The sequence below is a fragment of the Paenarthrobacter sp. NEAU-H11 genome, from assembly GCF_050573415.1.
Classification (GTDB): domain Bacteria; phylum Actinomycetota; class Actinomycetes; order Actinomycetales; family Micrococcaceae; genus Arthrobacter.
In genome coordinates, this window is sequence record NZ_JBNZGA010000007.1 from 186,265 (window position 1) to 202,037 (window position 15,773).

Annotated in this window: 15 protein-coding genes; 6 read left to right on the forward strand and 9 right to left on the reverse strand. The window is 66.7% G+C overall.

Going from position 1 to position 15,773, the window contains the following annotated elements; translation table 11 throughout:
- Positions 1–37: 37 nt before the first annotated feature.
- Positions 38–1,735: a urocanate hydratase gene (locus tag ACQ3DC_RS11310; protein WP_430752250.1), complete on the reverse strand. Its 1,698-nt coding sequence runs from the start codon at positions 1,733–1,735 to the stop codon at positions 38–40.
- 149 nt (positions 1,736–1,884) lie between these two features.
- The gene (locus ACQ3DC_RS11315) at positions 1,885–2,691 is read right to left on the reverse strand and encodes an IclR family transcriptional regulator (protein ID WP_430752251.1); all 807 of its coding nucleotides are present in this window, start codon (positions 2,689–2,691) and stop codon (positions 1,885–1,887) included.
- Positions 2,692–2,954: 263 nt separating this feature from the next.
- On the opposite strand from ACQ3DC_RS11315, the gene ACQ3DC_RS11320 reads away from it, so the two are divergent.
- The 3 genes from ACQ3DC_RS11320 (at position 2,955) to ACQ3DC_RS11330 (ending at position 5,722) form a co-directional block, all read left to right on the forward strand.
- Positions 2,955–3,527: a DinB family protein gene (locus tag ACQ3DC_RS11320; RefSeq protein ID WP_323057770.1), complete on the forward strand. Its 573-nt coding sequence runs from the start codon at positions 2,955–2,957 to the stop codon at positions 3,525–3,527.
- Positions 3,524–3,736: a hypothetical protein gene (locus ACQ3DC_RS11325; RefSeq protein ID WP_430752252.1), complete on the forward strand. Its 213-nt coding sequence runs from the start codon at positions 3,524–3,526 to the stop codon at positions 3,734–3,736. Before ACQ3DC_RS11320 ends, ACQ3DC_RS11325 begins: the two co-directional genes overlap by 4 nt.
- Before the next feature lie 504 nt (positions 3,737–4,240).
- Positions 4,241–5,722, forward strand: coding sequence for an amino acid permease (locus tag ACQ3DC_RS11330; RefSeq protein WP_430752253.1), 1,482 nt, complete (start codon positions 4,241–4,243; stop codon positions 5,720–5,722).
- A 155-nt stretch (positions 5,723–5,877) separates the two neighbouring features.
- On the opposite strand, the gene ACQ3DC_RS11335 is transcribed toward ACQ3DC_RS11330, so the two are convergent.
- Positions 5,878–6,741 (reverse strand): SDR family oxidoreductase, encoded by an 864-nt coding sequence (locus tag ACQ3DC_RS11335; protein ID WP_430752254.1) that lies wholly within the window; start codon positions 6,739–6,741, stop codon positions 5,878–5,880.
- Between the two features lie 99 nt (positions 6,742–6,840).
- Between ACQ3DC_RS11335 and ACQ3DC_RS11340 the strand changes: the two genes are divergently transcribed.
- Both ACQ3DC_RS11340 and ACQ3DC_RS11345 read left to right on the forward strand, forming a co-directional pair.
- Complete coding sequence (locus ACQ3DC_RS11340; RefSeq protein ID WP_157239470.1) at positions 6,841–7,233, forward strand: winged helix-turn-helix transcriptional regulator; 393 nt, start codon at positions 6,841–6,843, stop codon at positions 7,231–7,233.
- 192 nt (positions 7,234–7,425) lie between these two features.
- Complete coding sequence (locus ACQ3DC_RS11345) at positions 7,426–7,689, forward strand: hypothetical protein (RefSeq protein WP_157239472.1); 264 nt, start codon at positions 7,426–7,428, stop codon at positions 7,687–7,689.
- Between the two features lie 44 nt (positions 7,690–7,733).
- Here the strand turns inward: ACQ3DC_RS11345 and ACQ3DC_RS11350 are convergent, their stop codons facing one another.
- On the reverse strand, positions 7,734–8,483 hold the full coding sequence (locus ACQ3DC_RS11350) for a 3-hydroxybutyrate dehydrogenase (RefSeq protein WP_430752255.1): 750 nt from the start codon (positions 8,481–8,483) through the stop codon (positions 7,734–7,736).
- Positions 8,484–8,562: 79 nt separating this feature from the next.
- Positions 8,563–9,945 (reverse strand): MFS transporter, encoded by a 1,383-nt coding sequence (locus ACQ3DC_RS11355; protein WP_157239476.1) that lies wholly within the window; start codon positions 9,943–9,945, stop codon positions 8,563–8,565.
- Between the two features lie 132 nt (positions 9,946–10,077).
- Here ACQ3DC_RS11355 and ACQ3DC_RS11360 point away from each other — a divergent pair, with 132 nt between their 5' ends.
- Entirely contained in the window at positions 10,078–10,995 is a 918-nt protein-coding gene (locus tag ACQ3DC_RS11360) for a LysR family transcriptional regulator (protein ID WP_321215189.1), read from the forward strand.
- 28 nt (positions 10,996–11,023) lie between these two features.
- Here ACQ3DC_RS11360 and ACQ3DC_RS11365 read toward each other — a convergent pair whose 3' ends face one another.
- Genes ACQ3DC_RS11365 through ACQ3DC_RS11380 form a run of 4 tightly spaced genes read right to left on the reverse strand, consistent with a single transcriptional unit; the run spans position 11,024 to position 15,727 of the window.
- On the reverse strand, positions 11,024–11,959 hold the full coding sequence (locus ACQ3DC_RS11365; protein WP_157239480.1) for a spermidine synthase: 936 nt from the start codon (positions 11,957–11,959) through the stop codon (positions 11,024–11,026).
- Positions 11,960–12,006: 47 nt separating this feature from the next.
- Positions 12,007–13,545, reverse strand: a complete 1,539-nt coding sequence (gene rfaE2, locus ACQ3DC_RS11370) for a D-glycero-beta-D-manno-heptose 1-phosphate adenylyltransferase (protein ID WP_430752256.1) — start codon at positions 13,543–13,545, stop codon at positions 12,007–12,009.
- On the reverse strand, positions 13,542–14,969 hold the full coding sequence (locus ACQ3DC_RS11375) for an aldehyde dehydrogenase family protein (protein ID WP_157239481.1): 1,428 nt from the start codon (positions 14,967–14,969) through the stop codon (positions 13,542–13,544). Before ACQ3DC_RS11375 ends, rfaE2 begins: the two co-directional genes overlap by 4 nt.
- Before the next feature lie 41 nt (positions 14,970–15,010).
- Positions 15,011–15,727: an SDR family oxidoreductase gene (locus tag ACQ3DC_RS11380; RefSeq protein ID WP_430752257.1), complete on the reverse strand. Its 717-nt coding sequence runs from the start codon at positions 15,725–15,727 to the stop codon at positions 15,011–15,013.
- Between the last annotated feature and the right edge of the window lie 46 nt (positions 15,728–15,773).

Sequence of the window (15,773 nt, forward strand, 5' to 3'; positions counted from 1 at the left end):
CTAAACGACAGGTACGGAGCAATCGATGTGGGGTTGGTTAGTGTGTCTCGTTCATGGGGATGCGGACGCCGCGTTCCCTGGCGACGTCGACGGCGCGGTCGTAGCCGGCGTCGGCGTGGCGGATGACGCCCATGCCGGGGTCGTTGGTGAGGAGGCGTTCGAGCTTCTGCGCGGCGAGGTCGGTGCCGTCGGCGACGGAGACCTGGCCGGCATGGATCGAGCGGCCGATGCCTACACCTCCGCCGTGGTGGATTGAGACCCAGGTGGCGCCGGAAGCGGTGTTGAGCAGGGCGTTGAGCAGAGGCCAGTCAGCGATCGCGTCGGAACCGTCGGCCATGGACTCGGTCTCGCGGTACGGCGAGGCGACGGAGCCGGAGTCGAGGTGGTCGCGGCCGATGACGATGGGGGCCTTGACCTTGCCGTCCTTCACGAGCTGGTTGAAGAGCAGGCCGGCCTTGGCGCGGTCGCCGTAGCCGAGCCAGCAGATCCGGGCCGGCAGGCCTTCGAACTCGACGCGCTCCGCGGCAGCATCGATCCAGCGGTGCAGGTGCTTGTTCTCCGGGAACAGTTCCTTGATGGCTTCGTCCGTGACGCGGATGTCTTCGGGGTCGCCGGACAGGGCAACCCAGCGGAACGGGCCGAGGCCCTCGCAGAACAGCGGGCGGATGTAGGCCGGGACGAAGCCGGGGAATTCGAAGGCGCGGGTGTACCCGCCCTTGCGGGCTTCGTCGCGGATGGAGTTGCCGTAGTCGAAGACCTCGGCGCCGGCGTCCTGGAACTCGACCATGGCCTGGACGTGCTTGGCCATCGAGGCCTGGGCTTTCTTGGTGAATCCCTCCGGGTCAGCCGCGGCTTCGCGGTGCCATTCCTCAACGGTGATGCCCTCTGGGAGGTAGCTCAGCGGGTCGTGCGCCGAGGTCTGGTCGGTGACGATGTCGACGGTGAGTTCGCCGGCCTTGTGGCGGCGCAGGATTTCGGGGAAGACGGTGGCGGCGTTGCCCACGTAGCCCACGGACCAGCCGCGGCGCTCTTCCTTGGCCTTGAGCACCTTGGTGATGGCGGCGTCGAGGTCTGTTTCGACCTCGTCGAGGTAGCGCTTGCCGGCGCGGCGGCGCAGGCGGGTCTCATCGACGTCGACAATCAGGCAGGCGCCCTCGTTCAGGGTGACGGCGAGCGGCTGGGCGCCGCCCATGCCGCCGCAGCCGCCGGTCAAGGTCAGGGTCCCGGCGAGGGTGCCGTTCTCATCCCCGGCGAGTTTCCGGGCAACGGCTGCGAAGGTCTCGAACGTGCCCTGCAGGATGCCCTGGGTGCCGATGTAGATCCAGGACCCGGCGGTCATCTGGCCGTACATCATCAGGCCCTCGGCCTCGAGCCGGCGGAATTCGGGCCAGTTGGCCCAGTCACCCACCAGGTTGGAGTTGGCCAGCAGGACGCGGGGGGCCCACTCGTTGGTGCGGAAGACACCCACCGGCTTGCCGGACTGGACCAGGAGGGTCTCGTCCTTTTCCATGGTTTCCAGGGTGCGGGTGATGGCGTCGAACGCTGCCCAGGACCGGACGGCCCGGCCCGTGCCGCCGTAGACCACCAGGTCATCGGGGCGTTCGGCCACCTCCGGGTCCAGGTTGTTCATCAGCATGCGCAGCGGGGCCTCCGTCTGCCAGGACTTGGCGGTGAGCACGGTGCCGCGGGCAGCTTTGACCGGGCGGGCACCGGTGGTGAAATCGGCGGGTGCCATGGTGGCTCCTTCGTGTGTAGGGCGAGTGTGGTGTTCGCGGTGATGCGAAGAGGTTCTGTATCAACTAAAGCCCGTCCGTGACGGCCCGGACAGGGCTTTCGAGGGGGTGCTGTCCGGGATTCCAGACCTGTTCCCCTCCCGGCGCCGGGCTACTTTGCGGGGCGGCCGTGGAGCCGGACCGAGAGTTCGTCGGCCACCTTCTGGACGCGCGCGGCCAGCACCGGCCACTGCTCCGCCGGCACTTTGTCCTCGAGGAACGTCACGGCGACTGCCGCCGTCGGCCATCCCAGGTGGTCCGTGACCGCGGCGGCGATGGAGCCGAAACCGGGCGTGACCTCGCCGTGTTCGGTGGCGTAGCCGCGCTGCCTGACCTGGTCCAGGTGGGAGGACAGTGCCGAGTACTTCATGATGGCGCCTTCCACCTGATGCCTTGCGGTAAAGGCCGCGGCATTGGGGTACAGCGCACGCACCTGGGACTTGGGCAGCGCCGCAAGGATGGCACGGCCGCTGGCGGTGAGGTGGCTGGGAAGCCGGACGCCGACGTCCGTCACCAGGGAGGGGCGGTTTTTGGCCCTCTCCTCCACGATGTACAGCACGTCCCGGCCATGAAGCACGGCCAGGTGGGAACTCTCGCCAACCGCATCCACGAGGGAGGCAAGCAGCGGACGGCCCAGCCTCGACAGTGGCTCCTGCCTGGAGTAAGCGGAACTGAGTTCAAAGGCGCTGATGCCCAGCCCGTAGCGCTGTTCCTCATGCAGGTGGAGCACAAAACCGTTCGCCTCCATTACGCCCAGCAGGTGGTAGACACTGGAGCGCGGCAGGCCCAGGGATGAAGCGATCTGCGACGCCGCCATCGGCCCCCGCCGCGAAGCCAGCAGTTTGAGGATGCGCAGCGTGTTTTCGGCGGCAGGGACCTTGGACGTCACCTTTGAGGCCGCCCTTGGCGCAGCTTTCATCCCGCTGCCGGCCTGCGGCCCTGGTTCGGTAATTAACACCGGTCCTCCTCATCGCCCCTCGGTAAAGCCCGGCGATATCCGGGATCCCGTACTTAAGCTTGCGCCACCGGGGGGCTCGTCACACGGAGGAACGCGCCCAATATGTCTGGTATACCGGACAGTTGCCGCCCGTCCATCAACCTTGCTGCCCTGCGCTGGGCCTTAGGCCGTCCACGACCCCGAACGAAGCCGCTGGAGCCGTTGCAGTTGGGTAGAGTCCCGTCATGGATGAAAAAGAGACCCTTCACCACTACCTCCGGGTCAGGCGTGACAACCTGCTCGGCAAGCTGGATGGCCTGAGTGAATACGACGTCCGCCGGCCACTGACGCCAACCGGCACCAACCTGCTCGGCCTGGTCAAACATGTGGCCAGCGTGGAGGTGGACTATTTCGGCGTGGTGTTCGGCCGCCCCAGCGGGAGGCACCTCCCATGGCTGGACGACGGCGCCGCACCGGATTCGGACATGTGGGCGACCGCTGACGAGTCCCGAGCGGACATCATCGAACTGCACCACTTCGCCGCGGCACACAGCGACGCGACCATCGAAGCATTGCCCGCTGACGCCCCCGGAGCAGTTCCATGGTGGCCTGAGGAGCGGCGCAACGTCACCCTGCACCAGATCCTGGTCCATATGGTTGCCGAACGTGCCCATCACCTGGGCCATGCAGACATCCTGCGAGAACTCATCGACGGCAGGGCGGGGCAGCGTCCAGGGGATCCGAACCTCACCAGGCGCAGCCCGGAGGAATGGGCCGCCCACTGCGCAGCCATCGAAACCGCGGCGAGGCAGGCATGAGCACGCGGGATGTTCCTGCCCAGGCCGGGGGCCTGCCCCCTGTTGGCCGGCCCGCCAATAGCACGCGGCTCCAAGCGGGGGTCACTTTCCTGGCCGAGGCAGCTTTACTTGGCCGCAGGAAACTGGTGGCCATGCACGGCATCGGCCCGAAGTTCGTTCGGCTCCTCGACGCGGCCGCTTTGGAGCGCGGGCTCACCTTCGAGCCCTGAAGTGTGGCCATTCCCCGGCGATGAAGGCGCTGGAGGGACCGGATCCGGGGTACCCGGATATCCTGCGTAGAGCGTGACTTTCACAGCCTCGATCCTGGCTTGAATGCGTACATACTCTGCGAGCTGGGCCAAGTTAAAGCCCTTCCTGGCAACCGCATCCACGGTACGACCATAGGCCGATGGCGGACTATTTTCTGCTGCGGCATCCCGCACTAAGGCACCATAGAGTGCCCGGAGGATTGCCTCGAGAGCTTTTCTGTGTTCCGTTTCCCAGTCTGCTTTGCTTCCCATGCCTCCAGCGTCCCGGAGGGGCCTGCGAGGATCATCCAGTATCCGTGCGTATGTGGATAACCCGTCCATGGCCCGCGCCATCCGAAACCGAAAGGCAGCGACCCGTCCAATCTGGAATGAAAGACACCGAGGCTCCGTGAGGCTCATCACGTCGCCCGGCAAAGTGGTCTGCTGTTTAGCGGTTCCCCTCCCAATGACGAGAAGGTTATTCGCATGCAACAAGCACCAAGCCCAACCCGGAACGAAAGTCCGGCCGCACAGCAAACCGCAAGATCCGCCGTCGGAAGCGTCCTCAATCGGGGCCTGAACGTGCGCCACATCCGGTTCATGGCGCTGGGCTCGGCGATCGGTACGGGCCTTTTCTACGGTTCGGCCTCGGCCATCCAAAAAGCCGGCCCTGCCGTCCTGCTGGCCTACATCATCGGCGGCGCGGCGGTGTTCATGGTGATGCGGGCCCTCGGCGAGATGGCCGTGCGGCATCCCGTCTCCGGCTCGTTCGGCCAGTACGCCAGCCGCTACCTCGGCCCGCTGGCCGGCTTTGTGACCGGCTGGACCTACGTCTTCGAAATGGCGATCGTGGCCATCGCCGACGTCACCGCATTCAGCATCTACATGGGCTTCTGGTTCCCCCAGGTTGAACGCTGGATCTGGATCCTGGCCATCATCCTTTTCCTCGCCGGGCTCAACCTGCTCAGCGTCAAGGTCTTCGGCGAGCTGGAGTTCTGGTTCTCGCTGGTCAAGGTGGCGGCCATCATCGCCATGATCGCCGGCGGTGCGGCCATCATCGTTTTCGGCTTCCAGGCCGGAGGCTCAACTGTTGCGCCGGGCATCGGGAACCTTGTAGAGCACGGGGGATTCTTCCCGTTCGGCTTTGAGGGGCTGCTCGCATCCTTCGCCGTCGTGATGTTTGCGTTCGGTGGGATCGAGACGCTCGGCATCACAGCCGGAGAGGCGGCCAACCCCAAACAGGTCATCCCCAAGGCCGTCAATACTGTTCCGGTGCGCGTCCTGCTGTTCTACGTCCTGACGCTGGCGGTACTCATGAGCCTCTTCCCTTGGGACGGGATCGGCAGCAATGGCAGCCCCTTCGTCCAGATCTTCAGCGGGCTGGGCATCCCGGCGGCACCGCACATCCTCAACGCCGTGGTGATCACCGCGGCGCTGTCCGCTATCAACAGCGACATCTTCGGCGCCGGTCGCATCCTCTTCGGCCTGTCCCGCCAAGGCCACGCTCCCTCCGTCTTCGGCAAAGTGTCCAGGCACGGCGTCCCTTGGATGACGGTGGTGATCATGGCCGCGATCCTCCTGGTGGGCGTGGTCCTCAACGCCGTCATCCCGGAGAACGTTTTTGTCCTCATTGCCTCCATCGCCACCTTCGCCACCGTCTGGGTGTGGGTGATGATCCTCGCCTCGCACGTCGCCATGAAGCGGGAAATCGCGCGGGCTGGCCTGCCGCCGTCGGAATTCCCTTCGCCGTGGTGGCCCGCCGCCTCCCTTCTCACCATCGCCTTTATGGCGCTGGTGATCGCGGTCCTGGGTGCGTTCGAGGACTCGCGCATCGCGCTCTACGTGGGCGGGACCTGGCTGGCGCTGCTGGTCCTGGCGTACCGGCTGTGGGTAAGGGGTGACGGACGACGGCGGGCGGAGCTTGTGGACGAGACCTCGCCGCTGCCGGTGGTCACCACAGGCCCCTAAAGCAAAGAACCTCCAGGCCCAACGCCCACCCGACGCTCTCTCACTTAATACCGGTTATGACCCAACGCTCGCTCACTCGCTTGAGGAAAGTGAGAGAGCGTTGGCCCAGATAGCGCGTTAAGTGAGAGAGCGTCGGGGCTGCGCGGGGGATGGGGTCAGGCAGCCGCAGCGGCCGCGCGCACAGCCTCGGACAGCGACGTTGCCGGGCGGCCGATCAGCCTGCGCAGGTCCCCGGTGCTGACAAGGAGGTCGCCCCGGGCAATGCCGAGATCGGAATCGGCCAGGATGTCCGCGAATGCTTCCGGCACTCCGAACCCGGCCAGCATTCCGGCGTATTCCGGCGCGGGAAGGTCCTGGTAGATGATGGCCTTGCCGGTGGCAGCGGTGATTTCGGCCGCAAGGTCCGCCATGCTGAAGGCGTTGTCACCGCCCAGTTCGTAGATCCTGCCCGCCTGGTCTTCGGCGACGAGCACAGCAGCAGCGGCGTGGGCATAATCAACGCGGGACGCTGCGCTGACCCTGCCGTCTCCGGCGCTGCCGGCCAGGCCACCCTGTGCCAGCGTGCCGGGCAGCTGGTCCGTGTAGTTCTCCAGGTACCAGCCGTTGCGCAGGAGGACGAAAGGAACGCGGGACTCCCGCAAAATAGCTTCCGTGGCCTGGTGCTCAGCCGCCAGCCTCATGCCCGTGGTGTCGGCATTGGCGATGCTGGTGTAGGCCAGCAGCTCAACGCCCTCTGCCTTAGCCGCCTCGATCACTGTGCGGTGCTGCTCCACCCGGTGGCCCACCTCGCTGCCGGAGATGAGGAGCACCTTTTGGGCGCCCTTCAGGGCTGCCGCCACTGAACGGGCATCTGCGTAGTCCATGGCCTTGACCCGAACGCCCCTCTCGGCGAAGCCGGCCAGCTTTTCCACGGAACGGCCCGCAGCCACGATGTCCTCCGCGGGAACGTTGCGCTCCAGCAGTGCTTCGACGACGTGGCGGCCCAGCTGGCCCGTTGCTCCGGTGATGACGATGCTCATGAAAATTCCTTCCGATGGGGTGTCTGTCATGGTTCACAACCACACCCATTCCGGAATACTTCCCGAAAGAGAGTACGCACTTTAAGGTAAGGTACTGACATGAAAGTTAGTGCCGCCAGGACCGCCGTGCAGGCGGCGCCCCTTCCCGTGGCCCTTGCCGACGGCGTCTTCCCGGCGGGGTGTCCCAGCAGGACAGTGCTGGACCACATCACCAGCAAGTGGGGCGTCCTGATCCTGCTCGCCCTGTCCGAGGGTGAGCAGCGGTGGAGCGACCTGCGGCGCCGGGCGGAGGGAATCAGCGAAAAGATGCTGGCCCAGACGCTTAAGACGCTGGAGCGGGACGGCCTGGTCCGCCGGGAGGCGCAGCCGGTGATTCCGCCGCGGGTGGACTACAGCCTCACCGAACGCGGCTACGAATTGAGTGCCCTGCTGGTTCCGCTGGTGGCGTGGGCCTTCGAGAACGCGGACGACATCGTCAACGGCCAACGTTGAACCAGGGGATCCGAAGGCAAGTGTCGGCGCCGCCAGGAAATGAGTACTTGTTACTGGTGTGACTGATGTGAATAGCGCCTAGCTTAGGCGTAAGGTGCTTAGCCGGAATGGGAGGGCCGCCCTCTGCTGGGAGCGTTCCGGCAACCTGCACCGCGGGTGAGCGGCCTCTGCCGCTTTCGAGGAGTGGTACGCATGGTCAAAACCGTTGTCCTGGACCCGTCCAGCCTGGGCCAGCCCGTCAGCCTGGGCCACGTGCTGGTGCAGGCATGGAACCGGATTACAAGGTCCTTCGCCCCCCGGTCTCCCTACAAAATCGGTGATGCCGTAGTGGCGGACGACCCCTTCAAGGGGCGCCGCGAGGGATTGGTGGTGTTTCTGCAGGGCACTTCCGTGGGTGTGGACACCGTCCACGGCGTGTTCTTCTACGACCACCGGCAGCTCAAAAAGCTGGACTAGCCCCGCGGGCCGGCCCAGCTTTTTGGGTGCCAAACAGAGCCCTGCTAGCGCGCCGACCAGCCGCCATCCATGGTGTAGCTGGCGCCGGTCACCATTCCGGCGTGGTCGGACGCCAGCCAAGCGACCAGGGAGGCCACTTCTTCCGGCTCCACGAGACGCTTGATGGCGGACTCGGTCAGCATGATTTTCGCCAGCACCTCGGCTTCGGGGATGCCGTGGACCTTGGCCTGGTCTGCTATCTGCGACTCCACCAAGGGCGTGCGCACGTAGCCCGGGTTGATGCAGTTGGAGGTGACGCCGTGTGCCCCGCCCTCGAGCGCCGTCACCTTGCTCAGCCCTTCCAGCCCGTGCTTGGCCGAAACGTATGCGCTCTTGAACGGGGACGCCCGTATTCCATGTACCGAAGAAAGATTGATGATCCGGCCGAAGTTGTTGGCATACATGTGCGGCAGCGCCGCACGGATCAGCAGGAACGGCGCCTCAAGCATGAGGGTGACGAGACGGCGGAAGTCGGCCGGCTCAAACTCCTCGATGGGGCTGATGCGCTGGATTCCTGCGTTGTTCACCAGGATGTCGCAGTCCAGGCTGAGGGCCGAGAGGGAATCCACGTCCAGCAGGTCCACGGCCCAGGAGGTGCCCCCCACCTCGTCCGCGAGTGCTGCCGCAGCCTCCTCATCTACGTCCGCGATCACCACTTTGGCCCCCCGCGCGGCGAGGGCGCGGACACTGGCAGCGCCGATGCCGCCTGCTCCACCGGTAACCAGTGCCTTGCGGCCGTTCAGCGTGTTTTCCATTAACCCAGCCTTCCAGTTCAAAAATTGTCAACGAACCGGCCTGCTCCGGCAGCACCGGAGCAGGCCAAACCCAAGCAGCTCAGCGCGTGGCGGCTGCTACCGCCAGGCCTTCGCGTTCGGCGTCGGCCCTGTCCACGTCCTCAAGGGCTATGCCCTTGGTTTCCTTGAGGCTCAACACCGCCACGATGGTGACGGCACATGCCACCAGCAGGTAGATGGCGGTGGGAACCCATGAGCCGGTGTCCTTAAGCCACTGGGTGGCCAGGAGCGGGGCCAGCGAGCCGGCGACGATCGAGGTGACCTGCGAGCCCAGCGACACCCCTGCGTAGCGCATCCGGGTTGGGAAGAGCTCGGCCATGATGGCGGGCTGCCCGGCATACATGAACGCGTGCAGGCACAGGCCGATGGTCACCGCGAGCACAATAATGACCGCATTCTTCGTGTCGAACATGGGGAAGGCGAAGAAGGGCCAGGTGGCGCCGGCGACGGCACCGATGAGGTAGACCGGCTTCCGGCCCCAACTGTCCACAAGCCGTCCCACCTGCGGGATCACCAGGAAGTGGATGACGTGGGCAATCAGCAGGGCGAACAGGAGCGAGGAAGTGTCGTATTTGTGGACGCTCTTGAGGTAGACGATCGCGAAGCTGACCACCAGGTAGTACATGATGTTCTCCGCGAAGCGCAGCCCCATGGCCTGCAGGATGCCCTTGGGGTACTTGCGGACCACCTCAAAGACGCCGTAGCTGACGGCCTGCTCCTGCTCCACCAGTTCCTTGGCCTTCAGGAAGATGGGCGCTTCAGTGACGTGGGTGCGGATGTAGTAGCCGACGAAGACGATCACGGCCGAGAGCCAGAAGGCCACCCGCCAGCCCCAGCCCAGGAATGCCTCCTGGCTGAGGGTGGAGGACATGATGTACAGCACCAGGGTGGCCAGCAGGTTGCCCACCGGAACGGCGGACTGGGGCCAGCTGGACCAGAAACCGCGGGACTTGTTGGGGCTGTGCTCGGCAACGAGAAGCACGGCGCCACCCCATTCGCCGCCCAGCGCGAAGCCCTGGATAAAACGGAGGAACACCAGCAGCGCCGGTGCGAGGTACCCGATCTCGGCGAAGCCCGGGAGGCAGCCCATCAGGAAGGTGGACACACCGATGATCACGATGGTGAGCTGCAGGGTGGGCTTGCGGCCCAGCTTGTCGCCGATCTGGCCAAAGACGATGCCGCCGAGCGGGCGGGCGACGAAGCCCACGGCGTAGGTGATGAAGGCCTGGATGATGCCGTCCAGCTCGTTGCCGGTTGCAGGGAAGAAGTACTTGCCGAACACGAGGGTTGCTGCGGTGGCGTAGAGGAAGAACTCGTACCATTCCACGACGGTGCCAACCATGGAGGCTGCGACGATCTTCTTGAGGCCGGCGCCCTTAGGGGCGGCCTCGGCCGATGATGCAGAGCGCTGTCCTACGCTCATATGTTTTCTCCTTAGTGTCCACGTCGACACGCGCTGTGATCCACAGCACTCAATGGGCTCAGATGAGTATTGCCGCAGAAACTTTCCGATTCAATGGCCAAACGGGCACCCTTTGTGTGCAGAATTGCAGATATGGAAACTAATCCGGACGACTTGCTGGTCCTGCTGGCCGTCTCACGGTCAGCGAAATTCACGACGGCGGCACAATCCTTGGGACTGAACCACACCACCGTGTCCCGCCGGATAGCCGCTTTGGAGAAGTCGCTGGGCGGCAGGGTGCTGGCACGGGCAGCGGGCGGCTGGGAACTGACCGACCTGGGCACCCGGGCGGTGCAGGTAGCTGAACAGGTGGAGGCGGCGATGGGTTCGTTGGGACCTGCCGGCAAGGAACCGGACCCTATTACCGGCGTCGTACGCATGACCGCGACGGACGGGTTCAGCGCCTACATCGCTGCTCCTGCCGTGGCGCGGCTGCGGCGGAACCACCCGGGGCTGTGTGTAGAGGTGGTGACCATGACCAGGCGGGCGCTGCAGCAGCGCTCGGGGCTGGACATTGAAGTAGTGGTCGGCGAACCGCAGGTGCACCGGGCCGAAGCGGTGCGGCTGGGCGAGTACATGCTGGGGATGTACGCCTCGCGGGCCTACCTCGCCGAGCACGGAACCCCGGCCAGCGTGGCCGAACTCAACGAGCACCCGCTGGTCTATTTCGTGGATTCGATGCTGCAGGTGGACGACCTCGACGCGCCGCGCCGGCTGGTGCCCGGGATGCGGGACGGCGTGACGTCCACCAACGTCTTTGTCCACGTGGAGGCAACCCGGGCCGGAGCCGGGATCGGCTTCCTGCCCTGCTTCATGGGCGACCTCCACGACGACCTGGTCCGCCTCCTGCCCACCGAAATCGCCGAACTGCTGCCCTACTGGATGGTGCTTCGGCCGGACTCGCTGCGCAGGCCTGCGGTGGCGGCAGTAGTCCAGGCGCTCCGGGAACAGGTGGCCGCGCACCGGGAAAAGCTGCTGGGCCGGGGCAAACCCTCCTCCATTGCTCCGTAACTGCCGTTTTCAGGCCTCAAAACGGCAGCTACGGAGCAATGGACGGGGCGGGCGGGTCGTGGCGGACCGGGGCTCCGGCCGCGAAGGCCCTGACCTGCGCGTCGTCCCACAGGTGCGCCGGGACGGCACCGCCCAGGAGCCGCCGGGCCAGCTTCGGATCGTCGCCGAACGGTGTATCGCTGCCGGCCATCACCATGTTGCCGTAGCGCCGGCCCTTGAGCATGGCCGGGTCCGCGATGATGACGGTGTGCTTGAAGGAAGCCGCGATGGTGGCGGCATCCTCCCGGGCGTTTTTCAGGTCCGGGGCGTCACCGGAGTTCACCACATACAGCCCGCCGGGCGCCAGGACGCGCTTAATGTGCTGGTTGAACTCGGCAGTGGTCAGCGGGCGCGGGGTCACGGCCCCGGCGAAAACATCCCGGATGATGAAGTCGCGCGTATCCGCCGTCAAGGTTTCGGTGACTTCCCGGGCCTCCCCAACGCGGATCCGCAGCAGCGGCGCCTTGGGCAGGTCGAACCAGCCGCGCACGTACCCGGCCAGCTTGCCGTCCAGCTCCACCACCACCTGCCGGGCGTCCGGGTAGACGGCATGGAAATAGCGGGCCAGCGAGCAGGCGCCGCCGCCCAGGTGCAGGCCGCGCAGCTTTGGGGCCTCACGTTTCTGCACGCCGCCGGAGGAAGCGCCCGACGGCGGCCAGCGGGACTCGATGAGCGCGGCCATCCAGCGCATGTACTCGAAGTCCAGGAACAGCGGGTCCGCCAGGTCGATGTGCGAGCTCATGACGCCGTTGATCTTCAGGAGCCAGCCTGTGGAGTTGTCCTGGTCCGCGATCAGCTCGCAGTCCCCGGTGTCGATGTAGTAGACACCCTCCACCGGACCGTTCGGACGGGTCCCCTTCGGCACTTCCACCACGCCCGCCGCCGGACGGCTGCCGCGGCCCCCCGGTTTTCCGCGTTTCGCCATTACCCGTGCCCCGCTTCAGTCCGACCAACCAGTTCGAACCTCCAACCCTAGTTGGTCTGCACGGCCCCTTCACCTTCGCGGATCCGGTTCACCACGGCAGTGGTGGAGCGCTCCGCCACGTAATCCAGGATGGCCACCCGGCCCCCGTACTCCTCCACGGCCGGGGTTTCGGCCAGCATCTCCGGGGTGTAGTCCCCGCCCTTGGCGTACACCTCGGGCCGCAGCTGCCGGATCAGCGGGGCCGCGGTGGGGGTATCGAAGACGGTCACGTAGTCCACGCAGCTCAAGGCCGCCACCACCGCAGCCCGGTCCGCCACCCCGTTGATGGGCCGTCCCGCGCCCTTGAGCCGCCGGACGGAGCCGTCACTGTTGAGCGCCACCACCAGGATGTCGCCCAGCTGCTTGGCCTGGTTGAGGTACCGGGTGTGGCCGCTGTGCAGCACATCGAAGCAGCCGTTGGTCAGCACGATCCGCTGGCCCTCGGCCCGGTGCAGTTCCAGCTGCCGTTCCAGTTCATCCGCACCCAGGGCGGTGTCCGCGAATGCCTTCAGGTAGCGGCTGAGCTGTGCCGTGCTGCAGACGGACGTGCCTGGCTGGTGCACCACCACGTCCGCAGCGGACTGCGCCAGGTCCAGGCCCGCCGTCAACGGCAGGCCCGCTGAGCGGGCCAGGGTCAGGGCGGCCACAAAAGTGTCGCCGGCTCCCGACGCCTGCTTCTCCGCCGCCGGACGGGCCCACGTCCGGTGCGTGACGCCGTCGGGCCTTAGCAGGACGGTGCCGTCACGGTCCAGCGTGACCACCACCGCCCTTGCGCCCGTAGCCTGCAGCAGCTCATCCGCGTGCCTGCCCACCTCGGCCACCCTGTCCTGCCCCTCGGGCAGCCGCACGTCCAGCATCCGCGCCGTTTCCTGCGCGTTGGGCGTCACCAGGTCCGGACGGAGCGGCGCCCAGGGTCGGGGATCGTGCGAATCAACCACCAGCAGGGGGCGCCCTTCGCCATCCCCGCGCCCTTTGCCCGCCAGGGCCTCTTCCAGGCCACGGCGGACAGGGTCCGCCAGGACGCCGGTGCCGTAATCGCAGACCAACACCGAGTCCTGGTGCTCGACGGCGGCCCGCACCGACGCGGCCAGCTCCGCCAGCGCTTCGACGGGCACGGACTTGGCCGCGTCGTCGATGCGCAGCATCACCTGGCCGCCGCTGCTGATCCGGATCTTGGTGGTGGTGACCATGTCCGGGTGGTCCAGCAGGTAGGTGACGTCGATCCCCGCCGCCACCAGCTGGTTCCGGAGGTCCGCGCCGGCGTCGTCCGTTCCGATGATGCCGGCAACGGACACCCTCGCCCCGAGGGCGGCCAGGTTCATTGCAGTGTTGGCCGCCCCGCCGGGCACTGACTCGCGGGACTGGATGTCCACGACCGGTGCGGGTGCCTCACGGCACAGCCGCTCGATGCTGCCGCTCCACCAGCCGTCCAGCATCACGTCACCAATCACCAGGATGGCCGGCTTTTCCGCCGCCAGCCGACCGGGAAGCCACTCGGCGAGTGCCCGCTGCTGCGAGAGGTCCCCGGCTTCCGGCAACGTGCTCACGACCGGTCCTTGCGGGGGTCCGCGGCCGGCGGCGCTGCTATGTGCACTACTTTCACCCGGCTGAATTCATCCAGCAGTTCCGGGCCGTAGCCGAAACCGGCGCCGCTGATGCCGCGGGGCTGGGCCGCGCCGCCGGGGGCACCGCCGAACACCTCGTTGATCTTGACGGTGCCCACGGGAAGGGCGGCCACCGCCTGCTGGATGTGGGCGATATTGCCGGACAGGACCGTGGCAGCGAGTCCATACCTGCCGCTGCACGCGAGCCGCAGGCCGTCGTCGAACGTTTCCACCACCTGCACCGGGGCAACCGGCCCGAACGTTTCTTCCCTCATGACCTCCATCGCCTCGGTGCATCCGGTCAGCACCGTGGCTGGGTAGAAGGAGCCCGGACCGTCCGGAAGGGCGCCGCCCTCCACAGCGTGGGCGCCCTGCTGCAGCGCGTCGGCCACGTGGGCGTGGACGGCGTCCCGCATCCGCCCGTCCACCAGCGGGGCCACCGTGCTGTTGCCGTTGCGGAGTGCTGCCTCCGCCTCCAGGGCGGCACAAAACTCGGTGGCGATGTCCTCGTGGACGTAGATCCGTTCAACCGCCACGCAGATCTGGCCGCTGTTGCTGAAGGCACCGATTGCCGCCTGCTCCGCCGCCCACACAGGATCGACGTCGCGGTCCACCAGCAGGGGATCGTTCCCCCCGTTTTCCCGGATGACATGCGCGCCGGTCAGGGCTCCGGCCGTGGCAATGCGGGCACCGGCGGCGCTGGAGCCCACGTGCGCGATGACGTCCACTTCCGCCTGTGCCAGAAGCGCGCCAACGCCTGCTCCGCCCGAAATTGTCTGGAAGGCGCCCGGCGGGAACGCCGGCGCCAGGACCTCCCCCAGGGCTTCGCCGAGCCGCGGGCAGCGTTCGCTGGGTTTGTGGATCACCGTGTTGCCGGTGACCAGCGCCGCGCCGATCAGGCCGCACGCCACCGCCACGGGATCATTCCACGGGGTGAGGAGCGCTGCCACTCCCCGCGGCTCCGCCACCGTGTAATCCGAGGCCAGCGCATTGCCGCGAAGACTGAGTCCGCGGTGGACCGGACCGAGTTCGGCATACTGCTCCAGGGTGGAAACTCCGGCAGCGATCCCCGCCAGCGACTCGTCCACCGGCCGGCCCGTTTCGCTGGCATTCAGTCCAGCCAGTTCCCGGGCGGCAGCCTCGAGCGCACGTGCTGCCGCCTTGAGCGCGGCCCCCCGCTCAGCCGGGGCCGTGGAAGCCCAGTCCGGCGAAGCGCTGCGTGCTACCTCCACCGCCCGGGCCACGGCGTCCGGTTCGGCCTCGGGCACGGTCCAGAGGACCTCGCCGGTGCGCGGGTTGCGGATGGTGATTCCGGCCGGCGCGGCTGATTTTTGGTCCGTTGTTGTTTCGATGGCAGTGGTAGGCATGGTGTCCCTCCCGTCGTTTCCGGTCTGGTGGTCTGTTGCCTTTAGGGCCAGGAGCCCTCTTCCTCGTGGCAGATCAGCATTTCGCGGACCTCGCAGCCCGTGGGCTGGTTTAGCGCGAACAGAATGGCCTGCGCCGTATTGGCGGGGTCGTTGAGGCGGGAATCGTCCTGGGGCTTGTACTGCTCGGTGCGGTCATCAAAGAAGCGCGTCTTCATGCCGCCGGGGATCATGGTGGTCACGCCAATCTCTCCGCCGGTCTCGGCAGCGAGCGCGTGGCTGAAGCCCACCACGCCGAACTTCGAGGCGCAGTAGGCCGTCGCATCGGCCACCGCGCGCTTGCCCAGGGTGGAGGCAACGGTCACCACCCGGCCGTGGGTCGCCTTGAGGTAGGGCAGCGCAGCCCGGACGACGGACACCGTGCCCATCAGGTTGACGCCGATCACCTTCTCCCACTCGGTGGCTTCGACGTCGGCCAGCTTGCCGCAGCGGTCGATGCCGGCTGCGGTGACTACGGCTTCCAGTCCCCCCAGCGATTCGGCGGCTTCCTTGACGGCGGCTTCCACGGCCGCACGGTCCGCGACGTCCACTTCAAAGGCCTTCACGCCGGAGACGTTGCTGATGTCCCGGTCCAGCACCACGGGCGTGCCGCCCGCCTTGAGGACGGCGTCGACGACGGCGGCCCCCAGTCCGGAGGCACCTCCCGTTACGAGCACGCGGCCGGGGGTGTTCGGGGCAGTCACATTCACTTCTGCAGTCATGGTGTTCCTTTCACTGGGGAATACAAACTTTGGGGCGGGTGGGCGG

Excerpts from the sequence above, each read along its gene's own strand:
- ACQ3DC_RS11350 (WP_430752255.1), bottom strand. The coding sequence starts at position 8,483 with ATGGAAAACACGCTGAACGGCCGCAAGGCACTGGTTACCGGTGGAGCA.
- ACQ3DC_RS11340 (WP_157239470.1), top strand. The coding sequence starts at position 6,841 with ATGAAAGTTAGTGCCGCCAGGACCGCCGTGCAGGCGGCGCCCCTTCCC.
- ACQ3DC_RS11330 (WP_430752253.1), top strand. The coding sequence starts at position 4,241 with ATGCAACAAGCACCAAGCCCAACCCGGAACGAAAGTCCGGCCGCACAG.
- ACQ3DC_RS11315 (WP_430752251.1), bottom strand. The coding sequence starts at position 2,691 with ATGAAAGCTGCGCCAAGGGCGGCCTCAAAGGTGACGTCCAAGGTCCCT.
- ACQ3DC_RS11320 (WP_323057770.1), top strand. The coding sequence starts at position 2,955 with ATGGATGAAAAAGAGACCCTTCACCACTACCTCCGGGTCAGGCGTGAC.
- ACQ3DC_RS11345 (WP_157239472.1), top strand. The coding sequence starts at position 7,426 with ATGGTCAAAACCGTTGTCCTGGACCCGTCCAGCCTGGGCCAGCCCGTC.
- ACQ3DC_RS11310 (WP_430752250.1), bottom strand. The coding sequence starts at position 1,735 with ATGGCACCCGCCGATTTCACCACCGGTGCCCGCCCGGTCAAAGCTGCC.
- ACQ3DC_RS11360 (WP_321215189.1), top strand. The coding sequence starts at position 10,078 with ATGGAAACTAATCCGGACGACTTGCTGGTCCTGCTGGCCGTCTCACGG.
- ACQ3DC_RS11375 (WP_157239481.1), bottom strand. The coding sequence starts at position 14,969 with ATGCCTACCACTGCCATCGAAACAACAACGGACCAAAAATCAGCCGCG.
- ACQ3DC_RS11335 (WP_430752254.1), bottom strand. The coding sequence starts at position 6,741 with ATGAGCATCGTCATCACCGGAGCAACGGGCCAGCTGGGCCGCCACGTC.
- ACQ3DC_RS11355 (WP_157239476.1), bottom strand. The coding sequence starts at position 9,945 with ATGAGCGTAGGACAGCGCTCTGCATCATCGGCCGAGGCCGCCCCTAAG.
- ACQ3DC_RS11365 (WP_157239480.1), bottom strand. The coding sequence starts at position 11,959 with ATGGCGAAACGCGGAAAACCGGGGGGCCGCGGCAGCCGTCCGGCGGCG.
- ACQ3DC_RS11325 (WP_430752252.1), top strand. The coding sequence starts at position 3,524 with ATGAGCACGCGGGATGTTCCTGCCCAGGCCGGGGGCCTGCCCCCTGTT.
- ACQ3DC_RS11380 (WP_430752257.1), bottom strand. The coding sequence starts at position 15,727 with ATGACTGCAGAAGTGAATGTGACTGCCCCGAACACCCCCGGCCGCGTG.